Genomic DNA, 18,314 nt, shown 5'->3' on the forward strand with positions numbered 1-18,314 from the left:
GACATGCCTGTGACTACGCATAACTTGAACACACCGCCGACCCTGTGGGAGCGAGCCTGCTCGCGAAAGGGCCAGCGCGGTTTGTCTGAAGTACCGAGTCGACTGCTTCGCGAGCAGGCTCGCTCCCACATGGGATTGATGGTGTGCTCGCTGGCACTGGCAGTTTCTATGGCCGGTTGCGCCGGGCTGCCCGATCAGCGTCTGGCCAACGAAGCGCTCAAGCGTGGCGACACCGCCACCGCTGCGCAGAACTACCAGCAACTGGCCGATCTGGGTTACAGCGAGGCGCAAGTCGGCCTGGCCGATATCCAGGTCGACAGCCGTGACCCGGCGCAGATGAAACAGGCCGAGGCGACTTACCGCGCAGCGGCCAGCGTGTCGCCGCGTGCCCAGGCACGTCTCGGTCGTTTGCTGGTGGCCAAGCCGGGCTCCACCGAAGCCGAGCACCACGAAGCCGAAACCCTGCTGAAAAAAGCCGCCGCCAATGGCGAAGGCAACACGTTGATCCCGCTGGCGATGCTGTACCTGCAATACCCGCACAGCTTCCCCAACATCAACGCGCAGCAGCAGATCGATCAGTGGCGCAAGTCGGGCTACCCGGAAGCGGGTCTGGCGCAGGTGCTGCTGTATCGCACCCAAGGCACTTACGACCAGCATCTGGATGACGTGGAAAAGATCTGCAAGGCCGCGCTCAATACCACCGACATCTGCTACGTCGAACTGGCCACCGTCTACCAGAAACGTGGCCAGGCGGACCAACAGGCCGAGCTGATCAAGCAGATGCAGGCCGGTTACAGCCGTGGCACCGTCACCGCGCAGCGTGTCGACTCCGTAGCCCGCGTGCTGGCCGATTCGACCCTGGGCAAGACTGACGAAAAAACCGCGCAGGCGCTGCTCGAGCCGATCGCTCCGGGCTACCCGGCATCGTGGGTCACCCTCGCCCAACTGCTTTACGACTTCCCCGAACTGGGCGACGTCGACCAGATGATGAAGTACCTGGACAACGGTCGCGCCGCCGACCAGCCGCGCGCCGAACTGCTGCTGGGCAAGGTCTACTACGAAGGCAAAATGGTCCCGGCCGATGCGAAAGTCGCCGAGGAACACTTCCAGAAAGCCGTTGGCCGCGAAGTCGCCGCCGACTACTACCTCGGCCAGATCTACCGTCGTGGCTACCTGGGCAAGGTCTATCCGCAGAAGGCTCTGGACCACCTGCTGACCGCTGCGCGCAACGGCCAGAACAGTGCCGACTTCGCCATCGCCCAGTTGTTTTCCCAAGGCAAGGGTACCAAGCCCGACCCGCTGAACGCCTACGTATTCAGCCAACTGGCCAAGGCGCAGAACACCCCGCAAGCCGATGAACTGGCAGCGACACTCGAGGCGCAATTGCCGCCCGAGCGCCTGCCCGAAGCCCGCCGCCTGTTGCAACAGGAACAGGCCAGCCGTGGCGCCCTGAACTCGAACACGCTGCAACTGCACGCCCTGCAAGAAGAAGACGGCGAGGAAAAACTATGAAGCTGAACCCATTCGTGAAGGCCGGTATTGGCCTCACCTTCGCGCTGCTCTGGTCTTGCCCGACACTGGCTGCGATGACTGAAACCAAGAATTTCGGTCTGGAAGTGAAACTCACCGGCCAGTCCGAAGACGACCGTGACCTCGGCACTGCCGGCGGCGGTGACGTCAATGGCGTGGGCCTCGACCTGCGTCCCTGGATCTACGGCGAAAGCGGCGCGTGGAGCGCCTACGCGATGGGTCAGGCAGTGACCTCGACCGACATCATCGAGACCGACACCCTGCAACAATCGGACGGTGAACAAGCCACCGACAACAGTGATCGCAAAACCAAGAAGAACTACCTGGCGATGCGCGAGTTCTGGGTCGGCTACAGCGGCCTCACCCCGTACCCGGGCGAGATGCTCAAGTTCGGTCGCCAGCGTCTGCGCAATGACGACGGCCAATGGCGCGACACCAACATCGAAGCGCTGAACTGGACCTTCGACACCACCCTGCTGCGCGCCAATGCCGGTGTTGCCGAGCGTTTCAGCGAATACCGCACCGACTTGAAAGAGCTGGCGCCGAAAGACAAGGATCGCCTGCACGCCTACGCCGACGCTGCTTACCAGTGGACACCGGGCCAGTGGGTCGGCATTCGCGGCCACCACACTCACGATGACGGCAAACTCGATTACGCCGAGCCGGGCGTCCCGCGCGACTCGCTGGACAAGACCGAGAACGGCGACATCAGCTGGATCGGCCTGACCGCTGACAGCGACGCCTACAACTGGCGCAACACCAACACCGTCAACTACTGGGGCAGCATCACCGGCATGAGCGGCGACCGCGACACGGTCAACGCGCTGAACGCCGACGGCACGCGCCCGACACAAGCCAAGCGCAGCGATGACATCAGCGGCTGGGCAGCCGATGTCGGCGTGCGTCTGCGCCTCGATCCGCAGTGGCAAGTCGGCGGTGCCTACGCCCGCGCCAGTGCCGATTACGAACAGAACGGTCTGGAGAGCAACCGCTCCAACTACACCGGTACCCGCTCGCGCGTGCACCGTTTCGGCGAAGCGTTCCGTGGCGAAATGAACAACATGCAGACCGCCACCCTGTTCGGTTCGTGGATGGTCAACGACGAGTACGACGCCAGCCTGATCTATCACAAGTTCTGGCGTGTCGACGGCAACAAGCCGGTCGGCAGCAACGGCATCAATGCGGTGGAAAACAACACCGACGACGTCACCGGCGCGATCCTCTCCAGCACATCCTTGCCGCTTGAAGATGGCAACAAGGACCTGGGTCAGGAAATGGACCTGGTCGTCACCAAGTACTTCAAGCAAGGCCTGTTGCCGGCGGCGTTGAGCCAGTCGATCGACGAGCCTTCGGCACTGGTGCGTTTCCGTGGCGGTGTGTTCAAACCGGGCGATGCCTACGGCAGCCAGGTTGATTCCTACATGCACCGCGCATTCATTGACGTGATCTGGCGCTTCTGATGCAAACCGCCAAGGGAGTGCCCGACATGATCAGCACCAGAACAGGCTCACTCAGCCTGCTGGCCGGCGCGATGCTGCTGGCCAGCGCCGGCGCCTTCGCCAATGTTGAACCGGCGAAACCTGCGACCGTGGCCAAAGAACTGCAACAGGCCAAGACCTACACCGTCAGCAGCGCGCCGACCGACGCACTGAAACTGGCCAAGCCGACACTGCCCGACCTCTCCGGCTTCACCGCCGAAGCCGCTGCCGCGAAGATCGTGCGCAGCAAACCGGGCAAGATCAGTGTGCGCCGGATGATGCAGGAAAACGCCCTGAAGGACTTCATCGGCGGCGATAACAAGATGGCCGAATGGGTGGTGCGTCAGCACGGCATCCCGCAGGCGATCTTCATCGACGACGGCTACATGAACCTCAAGGATCTGGCGAAAAAACTGCCCAAGCAGTATTTCAGCGAGACGTCCCCGGGCGTGTATCTGGCCAAATTGCCGATCGTCGTCGGCGAGAAAGGCATCCTCGAAATCGACGGTCAGACCCAGGAACTGCGCCTGTCCCAAGAGGCCGGTTCGTTCCTGGTCAACGACGGCAAACTGTTCGTGCGTGACACCAAAGTCACCGGCTGGCGCGAGAAGGACAACGGCCCGGCGACCTTCCGTTCGCCGAAGGAATTCCGTCCGTTCCTGCTCTCCTGGGGCGGCACCGAGACCTACATCGTCAACAGCAAGATGGCCAGCTTCGGTTACGCCAACAGTAAGTCGTACGGGGTGAGTATTTCCCAGTACACGCCGAACATGGCCAAAGTCCTCAAGCGCCCGGAACCGACCGGCTGGATCGTCGGCTCCGAGTTCTCGGACATGTGGTACGGCTTCTACTGCTACGAAACCAGCGACTTTGTGGTCAAGGGCAACACCTACAAAGACAACATCGTCTACGGCATCGACCCGCATGACCGCTCGCACCGTCTGATCATTGCCGAGAACACCGTTCATGGCACGAAGAAGAAGCACGGGATCATCATTTCCCGTGAGGTCAACGACAGCTTCATCTTCAACAACAAGAGTTTCGACAACAAGTTGTCGGGCCTGGTGATCGACCGTAACAGCGTCAACAACATCATTGCCTACAACGAGATCTACAAGAACCACACCGACGGCATCACGCTCTACGAGTCTGCCGACAACCTGCTGTGGGGCAACAAGGTCATCAGCAATACCCGTCACGGCATTCGTATTCGTAACAGCGTGAACATCCGCCTCTACGAAAACGTTGCCATGACCAACGGCCTGACCGGTATCTACGGCCACATCAAGGACCTGACCGACACCGACCGTGACATCAAGCTCGACCCGTTCGACGCGCAGGTCTCGCTGATCGTCGTCGGCGGCGAGCTGGCGGCCAATGGCAGCGGTCCGCTGTCGATCGACTCGCCGCTGAGTGTCGAGCTGTATCGCGTGTCGATGCTGGCGCCGACCAAGTCCAGCGGGATCAGCTTCAACGGCATCCTCGGCGAGCGCCAGGATGAAATTCTCGATCTGTTGGTGCGCCAGCAGAAAGCCGTGCTGATCGACCCTGTCGAACGCCAGACCGAATTGCAGGACTGAGGATAATTTTTATGCACCCACACATGATCAAACTGCTCAGCCTCTCGGCCCTGACTCTCGGCATTCTCGCTGCCGGCAACGCCCGCGCCGACGCTGAAGGCGCAAGCGTCACGCCACCGAAGTTCACCGCCGAGCCGTGCTGCAACCTGTGCCCGGCGGCCCATGACGCGAAGAACTACACCACGCGTTATCAGCAGAACTTCACCACCCTGGTACAGGCTCAGGGCGACTGGCTGTTCCGTACCCAGGAAGACCTGCGCACCGAGTTCAACACCACGCCGGCCGGCTACAAGCGCCTGCAGCAGTTGCACGATGCGTTCAAGAGCAAAGGCGTCGAGCTGGTGATCGTTTACCAGCCGACCCGTGGCCTGGTGAACCGCAACAAGCTCAACCCGCAGGAAAAAGCCGCGTTCGATTACGAAAAAGCGCTGGGCAACTACAAGACCATGCTCGGCCGTTTCGCCAAGATGGGCTACGTGGTGCCGGACCTGTCGCCACTGACCAACGAATCGCTGTCGGACACCCTGCCCGCCCACGATTTCTACTTCCGTGGCGACCAGCACTGGACACCTTACGGTGCCCAGCGCACGGCAAAAATCGTCGCCGAAAAGGTCAAGCAGATCCCGGCCTTCGCCGACATTCCCAAGCGTGAATTCGAGACCAAGCGCTCCGGGCGCATGGGCAAGACCGGCACTCTGCACAACATGGCCGGGCAACTGTGCGGCACCAGCTATGCGATCCAGTACATGGACCAGTTCACCACCGAGCCGAAAGGCGAGGCAGGCGACGGCGATCTGTTCGGCGATTCCGGCAATCCGCAGATCACCCTGGTCGGTACGTCGCACAGCGGCAAGAACTACAACTTCGCCGGCTTCCTCGAAGAAGCCATCGGCGCCGACATCCTCAACGTGGCCTTCCCCGGCGGCGGTTTCGAAGGTTCGATGCTGCAGTACCTGGGCAGCGAAGAATTCCAAAAGACCCCGCCGAAGATTCTCATCTGGGAATTCTCGCCGCTGTATCGCCTCGACCAGGAAACCATCTATCGCCAGATGATGGCGCTGCTGGATAACGGTTGCGAAGGCAAGGACGCGCAGATGTCCGCCAGCGCCACGCTGAAGCCGGGCAGCAAGCAAGAACTGCTGGTCAACAGCAAGAACCTGAACCTGCAGAACGCCAACCATCAGGTTGATATCCGCTTCGCCGACACCTCGGTGAAAACCCTGCAAGCCACCCTCTGGTACATGAACGGTCGCCACGAGGACATCAAGATCGAGAAACCGGAAACCTCCGACACCGACGGTCGTTTCGCCTTTGAGCTGCGCACGGACGAAGACTGGGCCTCGCAAAACCTGCTGGCAGTCGAAGTCCAGGGTCCTGAAGCCGGACCTGGCGCCGCGCCACAAAAAGTCGAAGCGAAAATCTGCAAACGCAACGTATTCCCGGGCGTCGGTCAACAGACCGCGCAGCTCGGGCAATGAGGTCTGCTATGCGAAATCCGAAACTGAAAAATCTGTTGGCACCGACACTCCTGAGCCTGGCGATGTTCGCCGGGGCAACTCAGGCCGCCGCGCCATTGCGTCCACCGCAGGGCTACTTCGCCCCGGTGGATAAATTCAAGACCGGCGACAAGAGCGACGGCTGCGACGCGATGCCGGCGCCATACACCGGTCCGCTGCAATTTCGCAGCAAATACGAAGGTTCGGACAAGGCCCGCGCGACGCTGAATGTGCAGTCGGAAAAAGCCTTTCGCGACACCACCAAAGACATCACCACGCTGGAGCGCGGCACCGCCAAGCGCGTCATGCAGTTCATGCGCGACGGTCGCCCGGAGCAGCTCGAATGCACGCTCAACTGGCTGACCGCATGGGCCAAGGCTGACGCGTTGATGTCCAAAGACTTCAACCACACCGGCAAGTCGATGCGCAAATGGGCACTGGGCAGCATGGCCTCGTCGTACATTCGCCTGAAGTTTTCCGACTCGCATCCGCTGGCCCAGCATCAGCAGGAAGCGCAGGTGATCGAAGCCTGGTTCAGCAAAATGGCCGATCAGGTGGTCAGCGACTGGGACAACCTGCCGCTGGAAAAAACCAACAACCACTCGTACTGGGCCGCCTGGTCGGTGATGGCCACCGCCGTCGCCACCAACCGCCGCGACCTGTTCGACTGGGCGGTGAAGGAATACAAGGTCGGCGTCAACCAGGTCGACGCCGACGGATTCCTGCCCAACGAACTCAAGCGCCAGCAACGCGCCCTCGCCTATCACAACTACGCCCTGCCGCCGCTGGCGATGATCGCCAGTTTCGCCCAGGTCAACGGTGTCGATCTGCGTCAGGAAAACAATGGCGCACTGAAGCGTCTGGGTGACCGCGTGTTGGCCGGCGTGAAGGACCCTGACGAGTTCGAAGAAAAGAACGGCAAAAAGCAGGACATGACCGACCTGAAAGAGGACATGAAATTCGCCTGGCTCGAACCGTTCTGCACGCTCTACACCTGTGCGCCGGATGTGATCGAGAAGAAACGCGACATGCAACCGTTCAAGACTTTCCGTCTTGGCGGCGACCTGACCAAGGTCTACGACCCGTCGCATGAAAAGGGCTAAAAGCCCCTCACCCTAACCCTCTCCCGGAGGGAGAGGGGACTGACCGAGGTGGCTGTGCGAGTTACGTCGAAATGAAATACCGAGTCGATCTCCATTTTTGAAAACCATGGAGATCAGGCTCCCTCTCCCTCCGGGAGAGGGCGGGGGGTGAGGGGCGCGGTTTGACGGCCAGCCCAGACCTCAAGCAAACACTGTGTCACCCCTCCACTACCACGGGGGGTTTGGGGGGGCTTTGGCCCTTGACTGTTGGTTCAAACATGGAGAGATCGGGATGGTATTTTCATCCAACGTGTTCCTGTTTCTGTTCTTGCCGATCTTTCTCGGCTTGTACTACCTGAGCGGGCAACGCTATCGCAACCTGCTGCTGCTGATCGCCAGCTATGTGTTCTACGCCTGGTGGCGGGTGGACTTCCTCGCGCTGTTCGCAGCGGTCACGTTGTGGAACTACTGGATCGGCCTGAAAGTCGGTGCCGCTGGCGTCAGAACCAAACCGGCGCAGCGCTGGCTGCTGCTCGGCGTGGCCGTCGACCTGTGCATCCTCGGCTACTTCAAGTACGCCAACTTCGGTGTCGACAGCATCAACGAAATCATGACTTCGTTCGGTCTCGAGCCGTTCATCCTCACCCACGTGCTGCTGCCGATCGGTATTTCGTTCTACATCTTCGAATCGATCAGCTACATCATCGACGTGTACCGTGGCGACACTCCGGCCACGCGCAACCTGATCGACTTCGCAGCATTCGTGGCGATCTTCCCGCACCTGATTGCCGGCCCGGTTCTGCGTTTCCGCGACCTCGCCGATCAGTTCAACAACCGCACGCACACCCTCGACAAGTTCTCCGAGGGCTGCACGCGGTTCATGCAGGGTTTCATCAAGAAGGTCTTCATCGCCGACACCCTCGCCGTGGTCGCCGACCATTGCTTCGCCTTGCAAAATCCGACCACGGGTGATGCCTGGCTCGGTGCGCTGGCGTACACCGCGCAGCTGTACTTCGACTTCTCCGGTTACAGCGACATGGCCATCGGTCTGGGCTTGATGATGGGTTTCCGCTTCATGGAAAACTTCAAACAGCCGTACATCAGCCAGTCGATCACCGAGTTCTGGCGCCGCTGGCACATCAGCCTCTCCACCTGGCTGCGTGACTACCTGTACATCACCCTCGGCGGTAACCGTAAAGGCACGCTGATGACCTATCGCAACCTGTTCCTGACCATGCTTCTGGGTGGTCTGTGGCACGGCGCGAATATCACTTACATCATCTGGGGCGCCTGGCACGGCATGTGGCTGGCGATCGAAAAAATGCTCGGCCTGAACACTTCGCCGCGCAGCCTCAACCCGATCCGCTGGGCACTGACCTTCCTGCTGGTGGTGATGGGCTGGGTGATCTTCCGTGCCGAGAACCTGCACGTCGCCGGGCGCATGTACGGTGCAATGTTCAGCTTCGGCGACTGGTCGCTGTCGGAACTCAATCAGGCCAGCCTCACCGGTCTGCAAGTAGCGACTCTGGTGGTGGCTTACGCAACCCTGGCGTTCTTCGGCCTGCGTGATCTGTACACCAATCAGCCGCCAGCCAAGACCAAACCGGAAGTCAACGTCGAGGCCAATGGCCCTGCCACCGCAACGCCGGGATTGATCAAGGCAGCACCTGGGGAAAATCCGGCGAGCATCCACGAACCTGGTTACACCGTTGGCGTCGAAGCCCAGGTGCAACCGGCTTACTGGACCGCTGACTGGTCGCGCTACGTGATGCGCGGGCTGATCCTGCTGCTGTTCATCGCCTCGATTCTCAAACTCTCGGCGCAAAGCTTCTCGCCGTTCCTTTACTTCCAGTTCTGAGGGATCTGACATGACCCGCTCATTACGCATCTTCTACATCGCCCTGTTCCTGGTGACGCTGTTGGTCCTCGGTCTGTGGTCGGTTCGCAGCTTCTTCGGCTTCAGCACCAACGCCGACGCGACGGTGCTCAATGGCCGCTGGACGAAGGCGGTGGAAACCCACTACGACGATGAATTCCCGATCAAGCGTCTGGGCACTAACCTCTGGGCCGCGCTGGATTTCAAACTGTTCAACGAAGGTCGTCCGGGCGTTGTGCTCGGCCGCGACCAGTGGTTGTACAGCGATGAGGAATTCAACCCGATCGTCAACGAACAGCAGAACCTCCAAGGCAACTACGCGCTGGTCGAAGGCGTGCGTCAGACCCTGAAAGAGAAAGGCGTGAAACTGGTGATGGCGATCGTGCCGGCCAAGGTGCGTCTGTACCCGGAGCATCTGGGTGAAGTGAAGCCTTCGAGCATTCACCAGAATCTGTACCAGGATTTCCACGCCCGTGTCGCGGCCGACAAGATCCTCGCCCCTGACCTGCTCGGCCCGCTGCAACAGGCCAAGCAGAACGGTGAGCAGGTGTTCCTGCGCACCGACACCCACTGGACGCCGGAAGGCGCCGAGATCGCCGCCAATACGCTGGCGAAAACCATTGCCGAGAAATTCCCGCTGAGCGGCGAGCCACAGCGCTTCGTTACCACGCCAGCAGAGAAGGTCACGCACAAGGGCGATCTGCGTCTGTTCCTGCCGCTCGACCCGCTGTTCGAAAACATGATGCCGGCGCCTGAGCCGTTGCTCAAACGCAACACCGTTGCCGCCGAGCAGCCTGCCGGTGACGACGCCCTGTTCGCCAACAGCGAAGTACCGGTCGCGCTGATCGGCACCAGCTACAGCGCCAACCCCAACTGGAACTTCGTCGGTGCGCTCAAACAAGCGCTGCACAGCGACGTCGTCAACTACGCCGAAGACGGCCACGGCCCGATTCTGCCGATGCTCAGCTACCTGAAAAGCGATGACTTCAAGAACAGCCCGCCACAAGTGCTGATCTGGGAGTTTCCTGAACGATATCTGCCTGTGAACAACGAAATCGGCGACGCCGACCCGCAGTGGGTCGCAGAGCTCAAACAAGCCGGCGCCCGCCAACAAAACGTAGCCATCAACACTAAATCCGAGACGCCCGATCGGGCGCAAAACTGAAAGAGAGGTACACCATGACTTTCACTACTACTCCTCGTCGTCTCGCTAAAAGCTTCGCACTGGTTGCTGGCCTCAGCGTACTTTCCGTCCCAGCCTTCGCCGGCGGCGACGCCGCGCTGTACGGCCCGACCGCTCCGAAAGGCTCGACCTTCGTGCGTGTCTACAACGCCAGCAACGCTGAAGTCAGCGCGACTGTCGGCAGCACCAACCTGAGCGACATCGCGCCACTGGCCAGCAGCGACTTCAGCTTCATGCCGGGCGGCGATTACAGCGCCAAGGTTGGCAGCCAGACCCTGCCGGTCAAACTCGCTGGTGACCACTACTACACCCTGGTCAACAACGCTTCCGGCGCGCCACAACTGATCGAAGAGCCACCGTTCAAGAACAAGCAGAAATCCCTGGTGCGTGTACAGAACCTCAGCGACAAATCGCTGACCCTGAAAACTGCCGACGGCAAGACCGAAGTGGTGCCGAACGTCGCTGCCAAGGGCCGTGGCGAACGTGAAATCAACCCGGTGAAAGTCAGCCTGGCGCTGTACGAAGGCGACAAGAAAGTCGGCGACGTGAAACCGGTCGCCCTGGAGCGTGGTGAGGCAGCCGTGCTGTACGTCACCGGCAACGGCAGCAACCTGTCGCCAGTCTGGGTGAAACGCCCGGTGTCGACTCGCTAACCAATTTCCCGCAGAGACGCTGATCCCTGTAGGAGCTGTCGAGTGAAACGAGGCTGCGATCTTTTGGTTTTGAAGATCAAGATCAACAGATCGCAGCCTTCGGCAGCTCCTACGAGGGATGCGGCGTCTTCGGACACGAGACAAAAACAAGAGTGAAACGACACAACGTTCGTTGCTCTAACCAAATTGATTTTATGGAGTAAACACTATGATTCCGGTGATCTTGTCAGGTGGTAGCGGTTCGCGTCTGTGGCCTCTTTCGCGCAAGCAATTCCCCAAGCAATTCCTCGCCCTGACCGGCGAACACACACTGTTCCAGCAAACCCTCGAGCGTCTGGTGTTCGAAGGCATGGACACGCCAATCGTGGTCTGCAACAAAGAGCACCGTTTCATCGTCAACGAGCAACTGGCCGCGCGCAATCTGGAATGCCAGCGCATCCTGATGGAACCGTTCGGCCGCAACACGTCGCCGGCCGTAGCATTGACCGCGATGATGCTGGTCAATGAAGGTCGTGACGAACTGATGCTGGTGCTGCCGGCCGACCACGTGCTGGAAGACCAGAAAGCGCTGCAACGTGCGCTGGCCCTGGCCACCGTCGCTGCGGAAAACGGCGAAATGGTGCTGTTCGGCGTGCCGGCAACCAAACCGGAAACCGGCTACGGCTACATCAAATCCACTGCTGATTCGCTGCTGCCCGAAGGCGTCAGCCGCGTCTCGCACTTCGTCGAAAAACCGGATGTGAAGCGCGCCACCGAGTACGTCGAATCCGGCGGTTACTACTGGAACAGCGGCATGTTCCTGTTCCGCGCCAGCCGCTTCCTCGAAGAACTGAAAAAGCACGATCCGGACATCTACGACACCTGCCTGCTGACCCTTGAGCGCAGCCAGCAGGACGCCGACACCATCACCTTCGACGAAGCCACCTTCGCCTGCTGCCCGGACAACTCCATCGACTACTCGGTGATGGAAAAAACCCAGCGCGCCTGCGTGGTGCCGCTGACCGCCGGCTGGAGTGATGTCGGCTGCTGGTCGTCGCTGTGGGAAGTCAACGAGAAAGACGCCAACGGCAACGTCAGCAAAGGCGATGTGGTCATCCAGGACAGCAAGAACTGCATGATCCACGGCAACGGCAAACTGGTCTCGGTGATCGGTCTGGAAAACATCGTCGTGGTCGAAACCAAGGACGCGATGATGATTGCCCACAAGGACAAGGTCCAGGGCGTCAAGCAGATGGTCAACACCCTCAATGCCCAGGGCCGCAGCGAAACCCAGAACCACTGCGAAGTCTATCGTCCGTGGGGCTCGTACGACTCGGTGGACATGGGCGGGCGTTTCCAGGTCAAGCACATCTCGGTCAAGCCGGGCGCGTGCCTGTCGCTGCAGATGCACCACCACCGCGCCGAACACTGGATCGTGGTCAGCGGCACCGCCGAAGTGACCTGCGACGAGAACGTGTTCCTGCTCACCGAAAACCAGTCGACCTACATCCCGATCGCCTCGGTGCACCGCCTGCGCAACCCGGGCAAGATTCCGCTGGAAATCATCGAAGTGCAGTCGGGTTCGTACCTGGGTGAAGACGATATCGAGCGTTTCGAAGATATCTACGGCCGCTCCACCCCGATCGAACGCGGCGTGTCGGTGAAAACCATCGCGCAGTAATCGCCTGCTGAAACAAGAAGCCCTCGTCCAGCCCGTTGCGTTCCCTATCCGCAGCGGGCTGGGCGGGGGCTTTTTTTGTCTAGCCGAAGACTGAATTGCGGCGTCTCGCCAGTGGTGAATCTTCATCGACCGACTCGCCTTCCGTCGCCTGCGCCAACCCCGCGGGACCTTGTGTAAACGCGGCTGCAAACAGTTGCTGCGCCAACGGTGTGGACGTTGATTCCGGTTCTGCGAACAACGGCTGCCGCCGGGTCGATCGATTGAAGGACTGCAAGTCGACCGCCGGACTGTTCGAGGAGATGGCAAGAGGCACGGCAACGGGTGTGCTGAGCAGTTTGTACTGGATCCGCGTCTGAGCCTCGGAAACCTGCATGGCATTGCCCATTGCCACACTCAGTGAGCCCACCAACTGAGCTGCGGGGTTAGCGGCGTGCATCAGCAGATTTCCGCCGATCTGGAAGCCTTTGGCCACGGCACCGCGCCTGGCTGCAAGCACTTGCGGTTCTTCGACAGGGCTGTTGAACGCAACGGACATGGGTCCCATGATCCGGCTGGTGGTCTCCTCCCCCAACACCCGATTCATTGTCGAAGAAACGAATTCACCGGAGTGGTACAGCACGGCCCCCGAAGGTGGCGCGGTGTGCGTCCGGACGGCGGCAATGACATGCGCCTGATGTGTGTTGAGCACGGAGTTGTCCCGGGCTCCCAGCTCTGCCAGCGCTACCGGTATTTCGCGGCGGTAGGCCTGGACGTCGGGATTTGGGTCATTCTCGAAGTAACGGCGCACGGGCTGCATGCCGGCGGCTTGCACGGGATTGACCAGTTTCTTGTCGGCAAGATCGTGATACACCCGGTCGCCAGCACGCTTGTCGGGCTTGTCGGGCTTGCGCCCGTCGCTGTCCCTGTAAGTCATTGGGTTGTTGCGCAGCGCGCGATAGCGATTATGGCCGTCGATCGCTCCACCAGGATCGCTGTTCAGCCAGCGTTGCAGCCACGGCACGTAATAGCGAAACCCGTAATAGTAAAGTCCCGTGGCGTCACGTTCCTTTGCCGAATACCGCGCGGTCTTGTAGCTGACGTCGGGTTCTTCGGCCCACGCCGTTGCACCGAATGGATAAAAATGCTCGCGGCTGATCAACTGCGCATCCGCGTCCAGCTCAAGACTGATTGAGCCCAGATGATCATTGAAACTGTATCGGTAGAGATAATTGACGCCGGTCGGCGATGGGCTCTGCCAATGCAGGACGCGTACGATATTGAGTCCGGTCCGCACGATGATCACCTGCAGGCTCTCACCGGTGCCGGTATCGGTGCGTAATTCCAGCGCTGGCAGATAACGCACCTGTGCAAGAAGACTGCGTGCAGAGGCCCGTGACGAACGCATCTTGCATACCCGCTGACCGGCGCCGTCATAGAGATAGCTTTCACGATCATCGGCATCTGATCGGCGTGAGACGACCACGACCGAGTCCAGCTGGCAACGCAGATTCCACTGCAACCGGCGCCCCTGATCCAGCAACAGCAAATTACCCCGCGAATCGAAAGCTGCAGCGATCTCTGCTTCAGAGGGCGGCTTACCGTCGTGCCACGGCAAACACCGATTGCTAAAGCGTGCGGCCTGCAGTTGATGACCTGGACTCTGTTGGCCGACGTGAGTCAGCCCGCGCAAATTGCCGCCGGCGTCGTAATGATAACGCTGGCTGTAGTTGGCGACAGCGGTCGGCCCGCCACCGGCAACGCCGGCCTCCCAGCCAGTGGCATGGGACAACTGATAAAGACTGTCATAGCGGTAACGACTGACCGGCTCGATGCGCTGGTTGGCGAACCAGCGCACGGGCAATGCCTGGTCTTCGATACTCGTTACATTGCCCATCGGGTCGTAAGCGTAGATCAGATGCTGCAGCACATTGCCTAGATTGTCCTGAGCATGGCGAGTGAGCAGGCGGCCGTCTTCGGGACGGTAGCTCAGCGTAGTCAGCACCCCGTTGCCTGCCAGTTCATGAGTGACTTGTCCGTAGGCGTCGTAGCGAATATCACTGACGACCGAATGGTTCTGAGTCTGAAGTTTGAGCCGTATTTCAACTGCGCGTAACTGGCCGTGGAGAGTCAGTGCGAAGGCCTGCCGATTGCCACCGGCATCGATCTGTTCGAGCACAGGTCCCAGCGGGGCATAGCGCCATTGTGTGGTTGCCCCTTGGGGTTCGAGCAACTTCTGTCGATCGGCGATAGCCTCTGGCCAATCCGCGGCAACCGGCTCAAGCGTGAAGTGACGGATGTTTTCACTGCACTGCCCGGTGATCGCAAACTGCGAGAACAGAACACTGCCACCGGGATCGTCATGACGAATCACTTGACCGAGCTGATTGCGCAGCGGATCGCCCGCGCCGAGGCGGCCATAGGCAAGGCGCTCGGAACAACGGCGAGGTACGCCGGTGCCTTCCTCGAACACCGCGACAGGTCGCAACAAGTCATCGTATGCAATTTCGCGGCATGTGCCACGGCTGTCCCAGTTGCACAGCGTCTGGCCGGCCAAACCCGGCAACTGGACCTGGACTCCCGCATCGGTACTGTCCGAGCGCAGCGCGATATCGTTCAAGGCATGGACAGTGGTGAGGCTGGCGGGCGCTTGTGGATCAATCGCCTGCAACGCCCACAATCGCGCATCCCATTGTTTGACTGCACGGCCGGCGTTGTCGCGCAACGTCCGCTCGATCCGGGGCTCGCTTGCCAGCGCCGCATCGGCGCGCCAGTAGTTGACGTTGAGGATGGCCAAACCGCGCGGATCGTTCACGGCAAGCGTTGGCGTATTGCTGTGGATGCCCATAGTGCGTCAACGTCCCAGTGTGCCCTTGGCTCATGAGAGCAAGCGCGGAACCGCATTCCTACTGTCAGAAATTACAGTCCCGACCAACGGTGCGCACAAACTCGTCCCGAATACCCATTGCGCCAAGCCTTCGGTAGGATGGGGCTCACTCACCCACGGAGCGCTCACGCATGTTCATCGGCATCCTGCTGGTCATTACCTGGTTGATCCTGCTGCTGCGCTACCCGGCCAAGGCCTTGCCGGTTTCGGTAGCCGCTGCGATTGGCCTGGGTTTCGTGGCCATGTGGGTGGTGTGGCTGGACAACCGCGAGATCAAGCAACTGGCGCGCCTGGAACTGCGCATTGCCTACGCTCCCGAGCAATGCCCGGCCGACCGTCCGCTGCAATTGAAAATGAACAATGGCAACAATGTGCCGCTGACCGAGCTGCGCTGGCGCATCGCCGCTTATGCGCCGGGCGATACGGTCAACCTGGCCGACAATCAATACACTGCCCCACGCTATCGTGGCCCCGGCGAGTTGCAGGCCGGTGCAACCTGGGAAGACTGCTTGCCACTGCCGCCGCTGCGCCCCGGCTATCGCCCGCAAACCCTGGAGTTTCGCGCCGAGCATTTGCAAGGTAGTTTCTCCGACTGATCCCCTCCCCCGACTGTTTGCACAAGGAATGCGCCATGCCCGTTGCGTTGATTACCGGTTGTTCCAGCGGCATCGGCCGCGCCCTTGCCGACGCGTTCAAAGCCGCTGGCTACGAAGTCTGGGCCAGTGCGCGCAAGGCTGAAGATGTCAGCGCGCTGAGCGCTGCCGGTTTCACCGCTATCGAGCTGGACGTCAACGATGGCGCCGCGCTGGAACAACTCGCCGAGCGCCTCCGCCAGCAACATGGCGGCCTCGATGTACTGATCAACAACGCCGGTTACGGCGCGATGGGGCCGCTGCTCGACGGCGGCGTGCAGGCGATGCAGCGCCAGTTCGAGACCAACGTGTTTTCGATTGTTGGCGTCACCCGCGCGTTGTTTCCGCTGCTGCGTCCGGCCAAGGGGTTGGTGGTGAATATCGGCAGTGTGTCGGGTGTGCTGGTCACACCGTTTGCCGGCGCCTACTGCGCGTCGAAAGCGGCGGTGCATGCGCTTAGCGATGCATTGCGCATGGAGCTGGCACCGTTTGGCATCCGTGTGATGGAAGTCCAGCCCGGTGCGATCGAATCGAGTTTTGCGAAGAATGCCGGACATGAAGCCGAGCAGTTGATCAACGAGCAATCGCCGTGGTTTCCCCTGCGTGAAGGCATTCGGGCACGGGCCAAGGCATCGCAGGACAAGCCAACACCGGCCAGTGAGTTTGCGGCTGAGCTGTTGAAAGCGGTGCGGCAGAGCAAGCCGCCACGGCTGGTTCGCATCGGCAACGGCAGCCGGGCGTTGCCGTTGTTGGCGGCGTTGTTGCCGCAAGGGTTACTCGAATCGACGTTGATGAAGCGGTTCGGGTTGCGCGCCAGGCTCTGATCCCCAGTCGTTGCGACCAGCGGTAGCCAGACCTGTCAGAGTTGACAGTAGGCGCCCTCTAAGCGAAGGCCTATCGTGAGTTCAAGCCAGGTGAATAGTGTTAAGACAGCGTTAGCGCCCGGCGAGTAAACCGACCTCCCGACAACCGCGCAGGGACGTATATGGCAATCGCAGAGAAGGCCGCGAACATCAGGGCGACAATCGACGCTACATGGGGAAGCGGCCAAGGCAAACTTCAACTTGACGATATATTCCAGGACGACCCGACGAAGTCCCGGCCCCTCACGGGGTCAACGCTGCTGCGCGATAAATCGTTGCTGGTCACCAGTACCTTCGACAAAGGCGTCTTCTTCATTTCCAAGCTGAACCACTTGGGTGCCGTAGACCTGGCGTTTGGGGTCGCAGGGCGTGTCACGGGTTCGTTCCTGGCCAATGAGCAGGCCTCTGGCGGGCCGATTGCAGAAGGTGCCGATGGGCGGCTGTTCATGGCAGGCAGCACAGCCAATGAGCAATCGAACGAGGTTAGCGCTGCGATTCTCTGCCTTGACAGCAAAGGCAATCGAGTGAGCAGCTTTGGCGAGAATGGCCAAGTCATCATCGATCCCCCAAACACACAACGGCTTACGAAAAAAGGCCCGGCATTCGTCTTCGCGCTACCCGATGGCAGCGTTATTGTCGGCGTTGATTACCACACGCCTGACGTGCTCAGGGCGCACCTTTACAAATTCGATGCGCAAGGCGCACCCGTGAAGGCATTCGGCACAGATGGCCGAGTTGAAATTAATCACGGGATGCCGCATGCATCGACTTCACTCAGCGACGGTTGCGTGCTCGACAATGGACTCTTGTTATTTGCAGGCTACGAAAAATACGAGCCCGACGTGAACACGGACGGTCTCCTCGTGATGTTGAATTCAGACAGTGGCGCGCTCCATGAGAGTTTCGGCCTCTCGGAAAGACCCGGGGTTGTGGTAGTCCGGTACAACTTCATGGGTGCCGAACTCAATACTGTGAGACAGCGAGCCCCTGATAGATTTACGGCATCTGGCTACACCAACATGGGCAGCGGTGTCAGTGAGCGATACGGCATGTTGTTCGCCTTCGATGAAAAAGGTAAGCCCGATTTTGACGTTTTCGGCAGTCCGAATGCCATGCCACTCCCACCAGCTCTCGGCAGCGACAGGCGAGTCAACTGGGCGGACCATGTTCCTTTCGCTGATAACATCGTAGTTTCTGGTGGAGACGAGAAGGGCAATTATATTGCCTGTGTGAAAACCCGGAGCGGTGGCTACAACTCCGATTTTTCAGACGCGGGTGGCGTCATCCATCGCGAGGAGACCACCGACTCGCTCTCCAGGCTTCATTATCAGCAGGCCCCAGGCAAATTGATTGTTGCCCTCAACATCAATCCAGAAAACCCTCTGGGTTGTCTGTATCGCTACAACATTTCCCAGTAG

13 protein-coding genes are annotated in these 18,314 nt (G+C 60.2%); 12 read left to right on the forward strand and 1 reads right to left on the reverse strand.

Annotation, left to right across the window (positions count from 1 at the left end; translation table 11 throughout):
* Nucleotides 1-3: 3 nt before the first annotated feature.
* From algK to ACV8MC_RS02035, 9 genes are all read left to right on the forward strand, one after another.
* The gene (gene algK, locus ACV8MC_RS01995) at nucleotides 4-1,512 is read left to right on the forward strand and encodes an alginate biosynthesis TPR repeat lipoprotein AlgK (RefSeq protein WP_207808461.1); all 1,509 of its coding nucleotides are present in this window, start codon (nucleotides 4-6) and stop codon (nucleotides 1,510-1,512) included.
* On the forward strand, nucleotides 1,509-2,990 hold the full coding sequence (locus ACV8MC_RS02000; RefSeq protein ID WP_056783051.1) for an alginate export family protein: 1,482 nt from the start codon (nucleotides 1,509-1,511) through the stop codon (nucleotides 2,988-2,990). Before algK ends, ACV8MC_RS02000 begins: the two co-directional genes overlap by 4 nt.
* 26 nt (nucleotides 2,991-3,016) lie before the next feature.
* Complete coding sequence (gene algG / locus ACV8MC_RS02005) at nucleotides 3,017-4,588, forward strand: mannuronan 5-epimerase AlgG (protein WP_073473915.1); 1,572 nt, start codon at nucleotides 3,017-3,019, stop codon at nucleotides 4,586-4,588.
* Nucleotides 4,589-4,599: 11 nt separating this feature from the next.
* Nucleotides 4,600-6,066, forward strand: a complete 1,467-nt coding sequence (locus tag ACV8MC_RS02010; protein ID WP_457264303.1) for an alginate O-acetyltransferase — start codon at nucleotides 4,600-4,602, stop codon at nucleotides 6,064-6,066.
* Between the two features lie 8 nt (nucleotides 6,067-6,074).
* A complete protein-coding gene (locus ACV8MC_RS02015; RefSeq protein WP_095180419.1) occupies nucleotides 6,075-7,187 on the forward strand; it encodes a mannuronate-specific alginate lyase in 1,113 nt (370 codons plus the stop codon).
* Nucleotides 7,188-7,458: 271 nt separating this feature from the next.
* Nucleotides 7,459-9,024, forward strand: coding sequence for an MBOAT family O-acyltransferase (locus ACV8MC_RS02020; RefSeq protein WP_457264304.1), 1,566 nt, complete (start codon nucleotides 7,459-7,461; stop codon nucleotides 9,022-9,024).
* Between the two features lie 10 nt (nucleotides 9,025-9,034).
* Nucleotides 9,035-10,207, forward strand: coding sequence for an alginate O-acetyltransferase (locus ACV8MC_RS02025; RefSeq protein WP_041479484.1), 1,173 nt, complete (start codon nucleotides 9,035-9,037; stop codon nucleotides 10,205-10,207).
* Nucleotides 10,208-10,221: 14 nt separating this feature from the next.
* Entirely contained in the window at nucleotides 10,222-10,878 is a 657-nt protein-coding gene (locus ACV8MC_RS02030) for an alginate O-acetyltransferase AlgF (protein ID WP_095180418.1), read from the forward strand.
* A 208-nt stretch (nucleotides 10,879-11,086) separates the two neighbouring features.
* Nucleotides 11,087-12,538 carry a mannose-1-phosphate guanylyltransferase/mannose-6-phosphate isomerase gene (locus ACV8MC_RS02035; RefSeq protein WP_024011673.1) on the forward strand — a complete coding sequence of 484 codons (1,452 nt, stop codon included), beginning with the start codon at nucleotides 11,087-11,089 and terminating at the stop codon, nucleotides 12,536-12,538.
* Nucleotides 12,539-12,617: 79 nt separating this feature from the next.
* Here ACV8MC_RS02035 and ACV8MC_RS02040 read toward each other — a convergent pair whose 3' ends face one another.
* Nucleotides 12,618-15,362, reverse strand: coding sequence for an RHS repeat domain-containing protein (locus tag ACV8MC_RS02040; RefSeq protein WP_457264307.1), 2,745 nt, complete (start codon nucleotides 15,360-15,362; stop codon nucleotides 12,618-12,620).
* Between the two features lie 170 nt (nucleotides 15,363-15,532).
* Between ACV8MC_RS02040 and ACV8MC_RS02045 the strand changes: the two genes are divergently transcribed.
* The 3 genes from ACV8MC_RS02045 (at nucleotide 15,533) to ACV8MC_RS02055 (ending at nucleotide 18,314) form a co-directional block, all read left to right on the forward strand.
* A complete protein-coding gene (locus tag ACV8MC_RS02045) occupies nucleotides 15,533-15,997 on the forward strand; it encodes a hypothetical protein (RefSeq protein WP_056783040.1) in 465 nt (154 codons plus the stop codon).
* A gap of 35 nt (nucleotides 15,998-16,032) precedes the next feature.
* Nucleotides 16,033-16,857 carry an SDR family oxidoreductase gene (locus ACV8MC_RS02050; protein WP_310214275.1) on the forward strand — a complete coding sequence of 275 codons (825 nt, stop codon included), beginning with the start codon at nucleotides 16,033-16,035 and terminating at the stop codon, nucleotides 16,855-16,857.
* A gap of 161 nt (nucleotides 16,858-17,018) precedes the next feature.
* Complete coding sequence (locus ACV8MC_RS02055) at nucleotides 17,019-18,314, forward strand: hypothetical protein (protein ID WP_305382256.1); 1,296 nt, start codon at nucleotides 17,019-17,021, stop codon at nucleotides 18,312-18,314.

Source organism: Pseudomonas sp. PK-RTE-24, assembly GCF_054052265.1.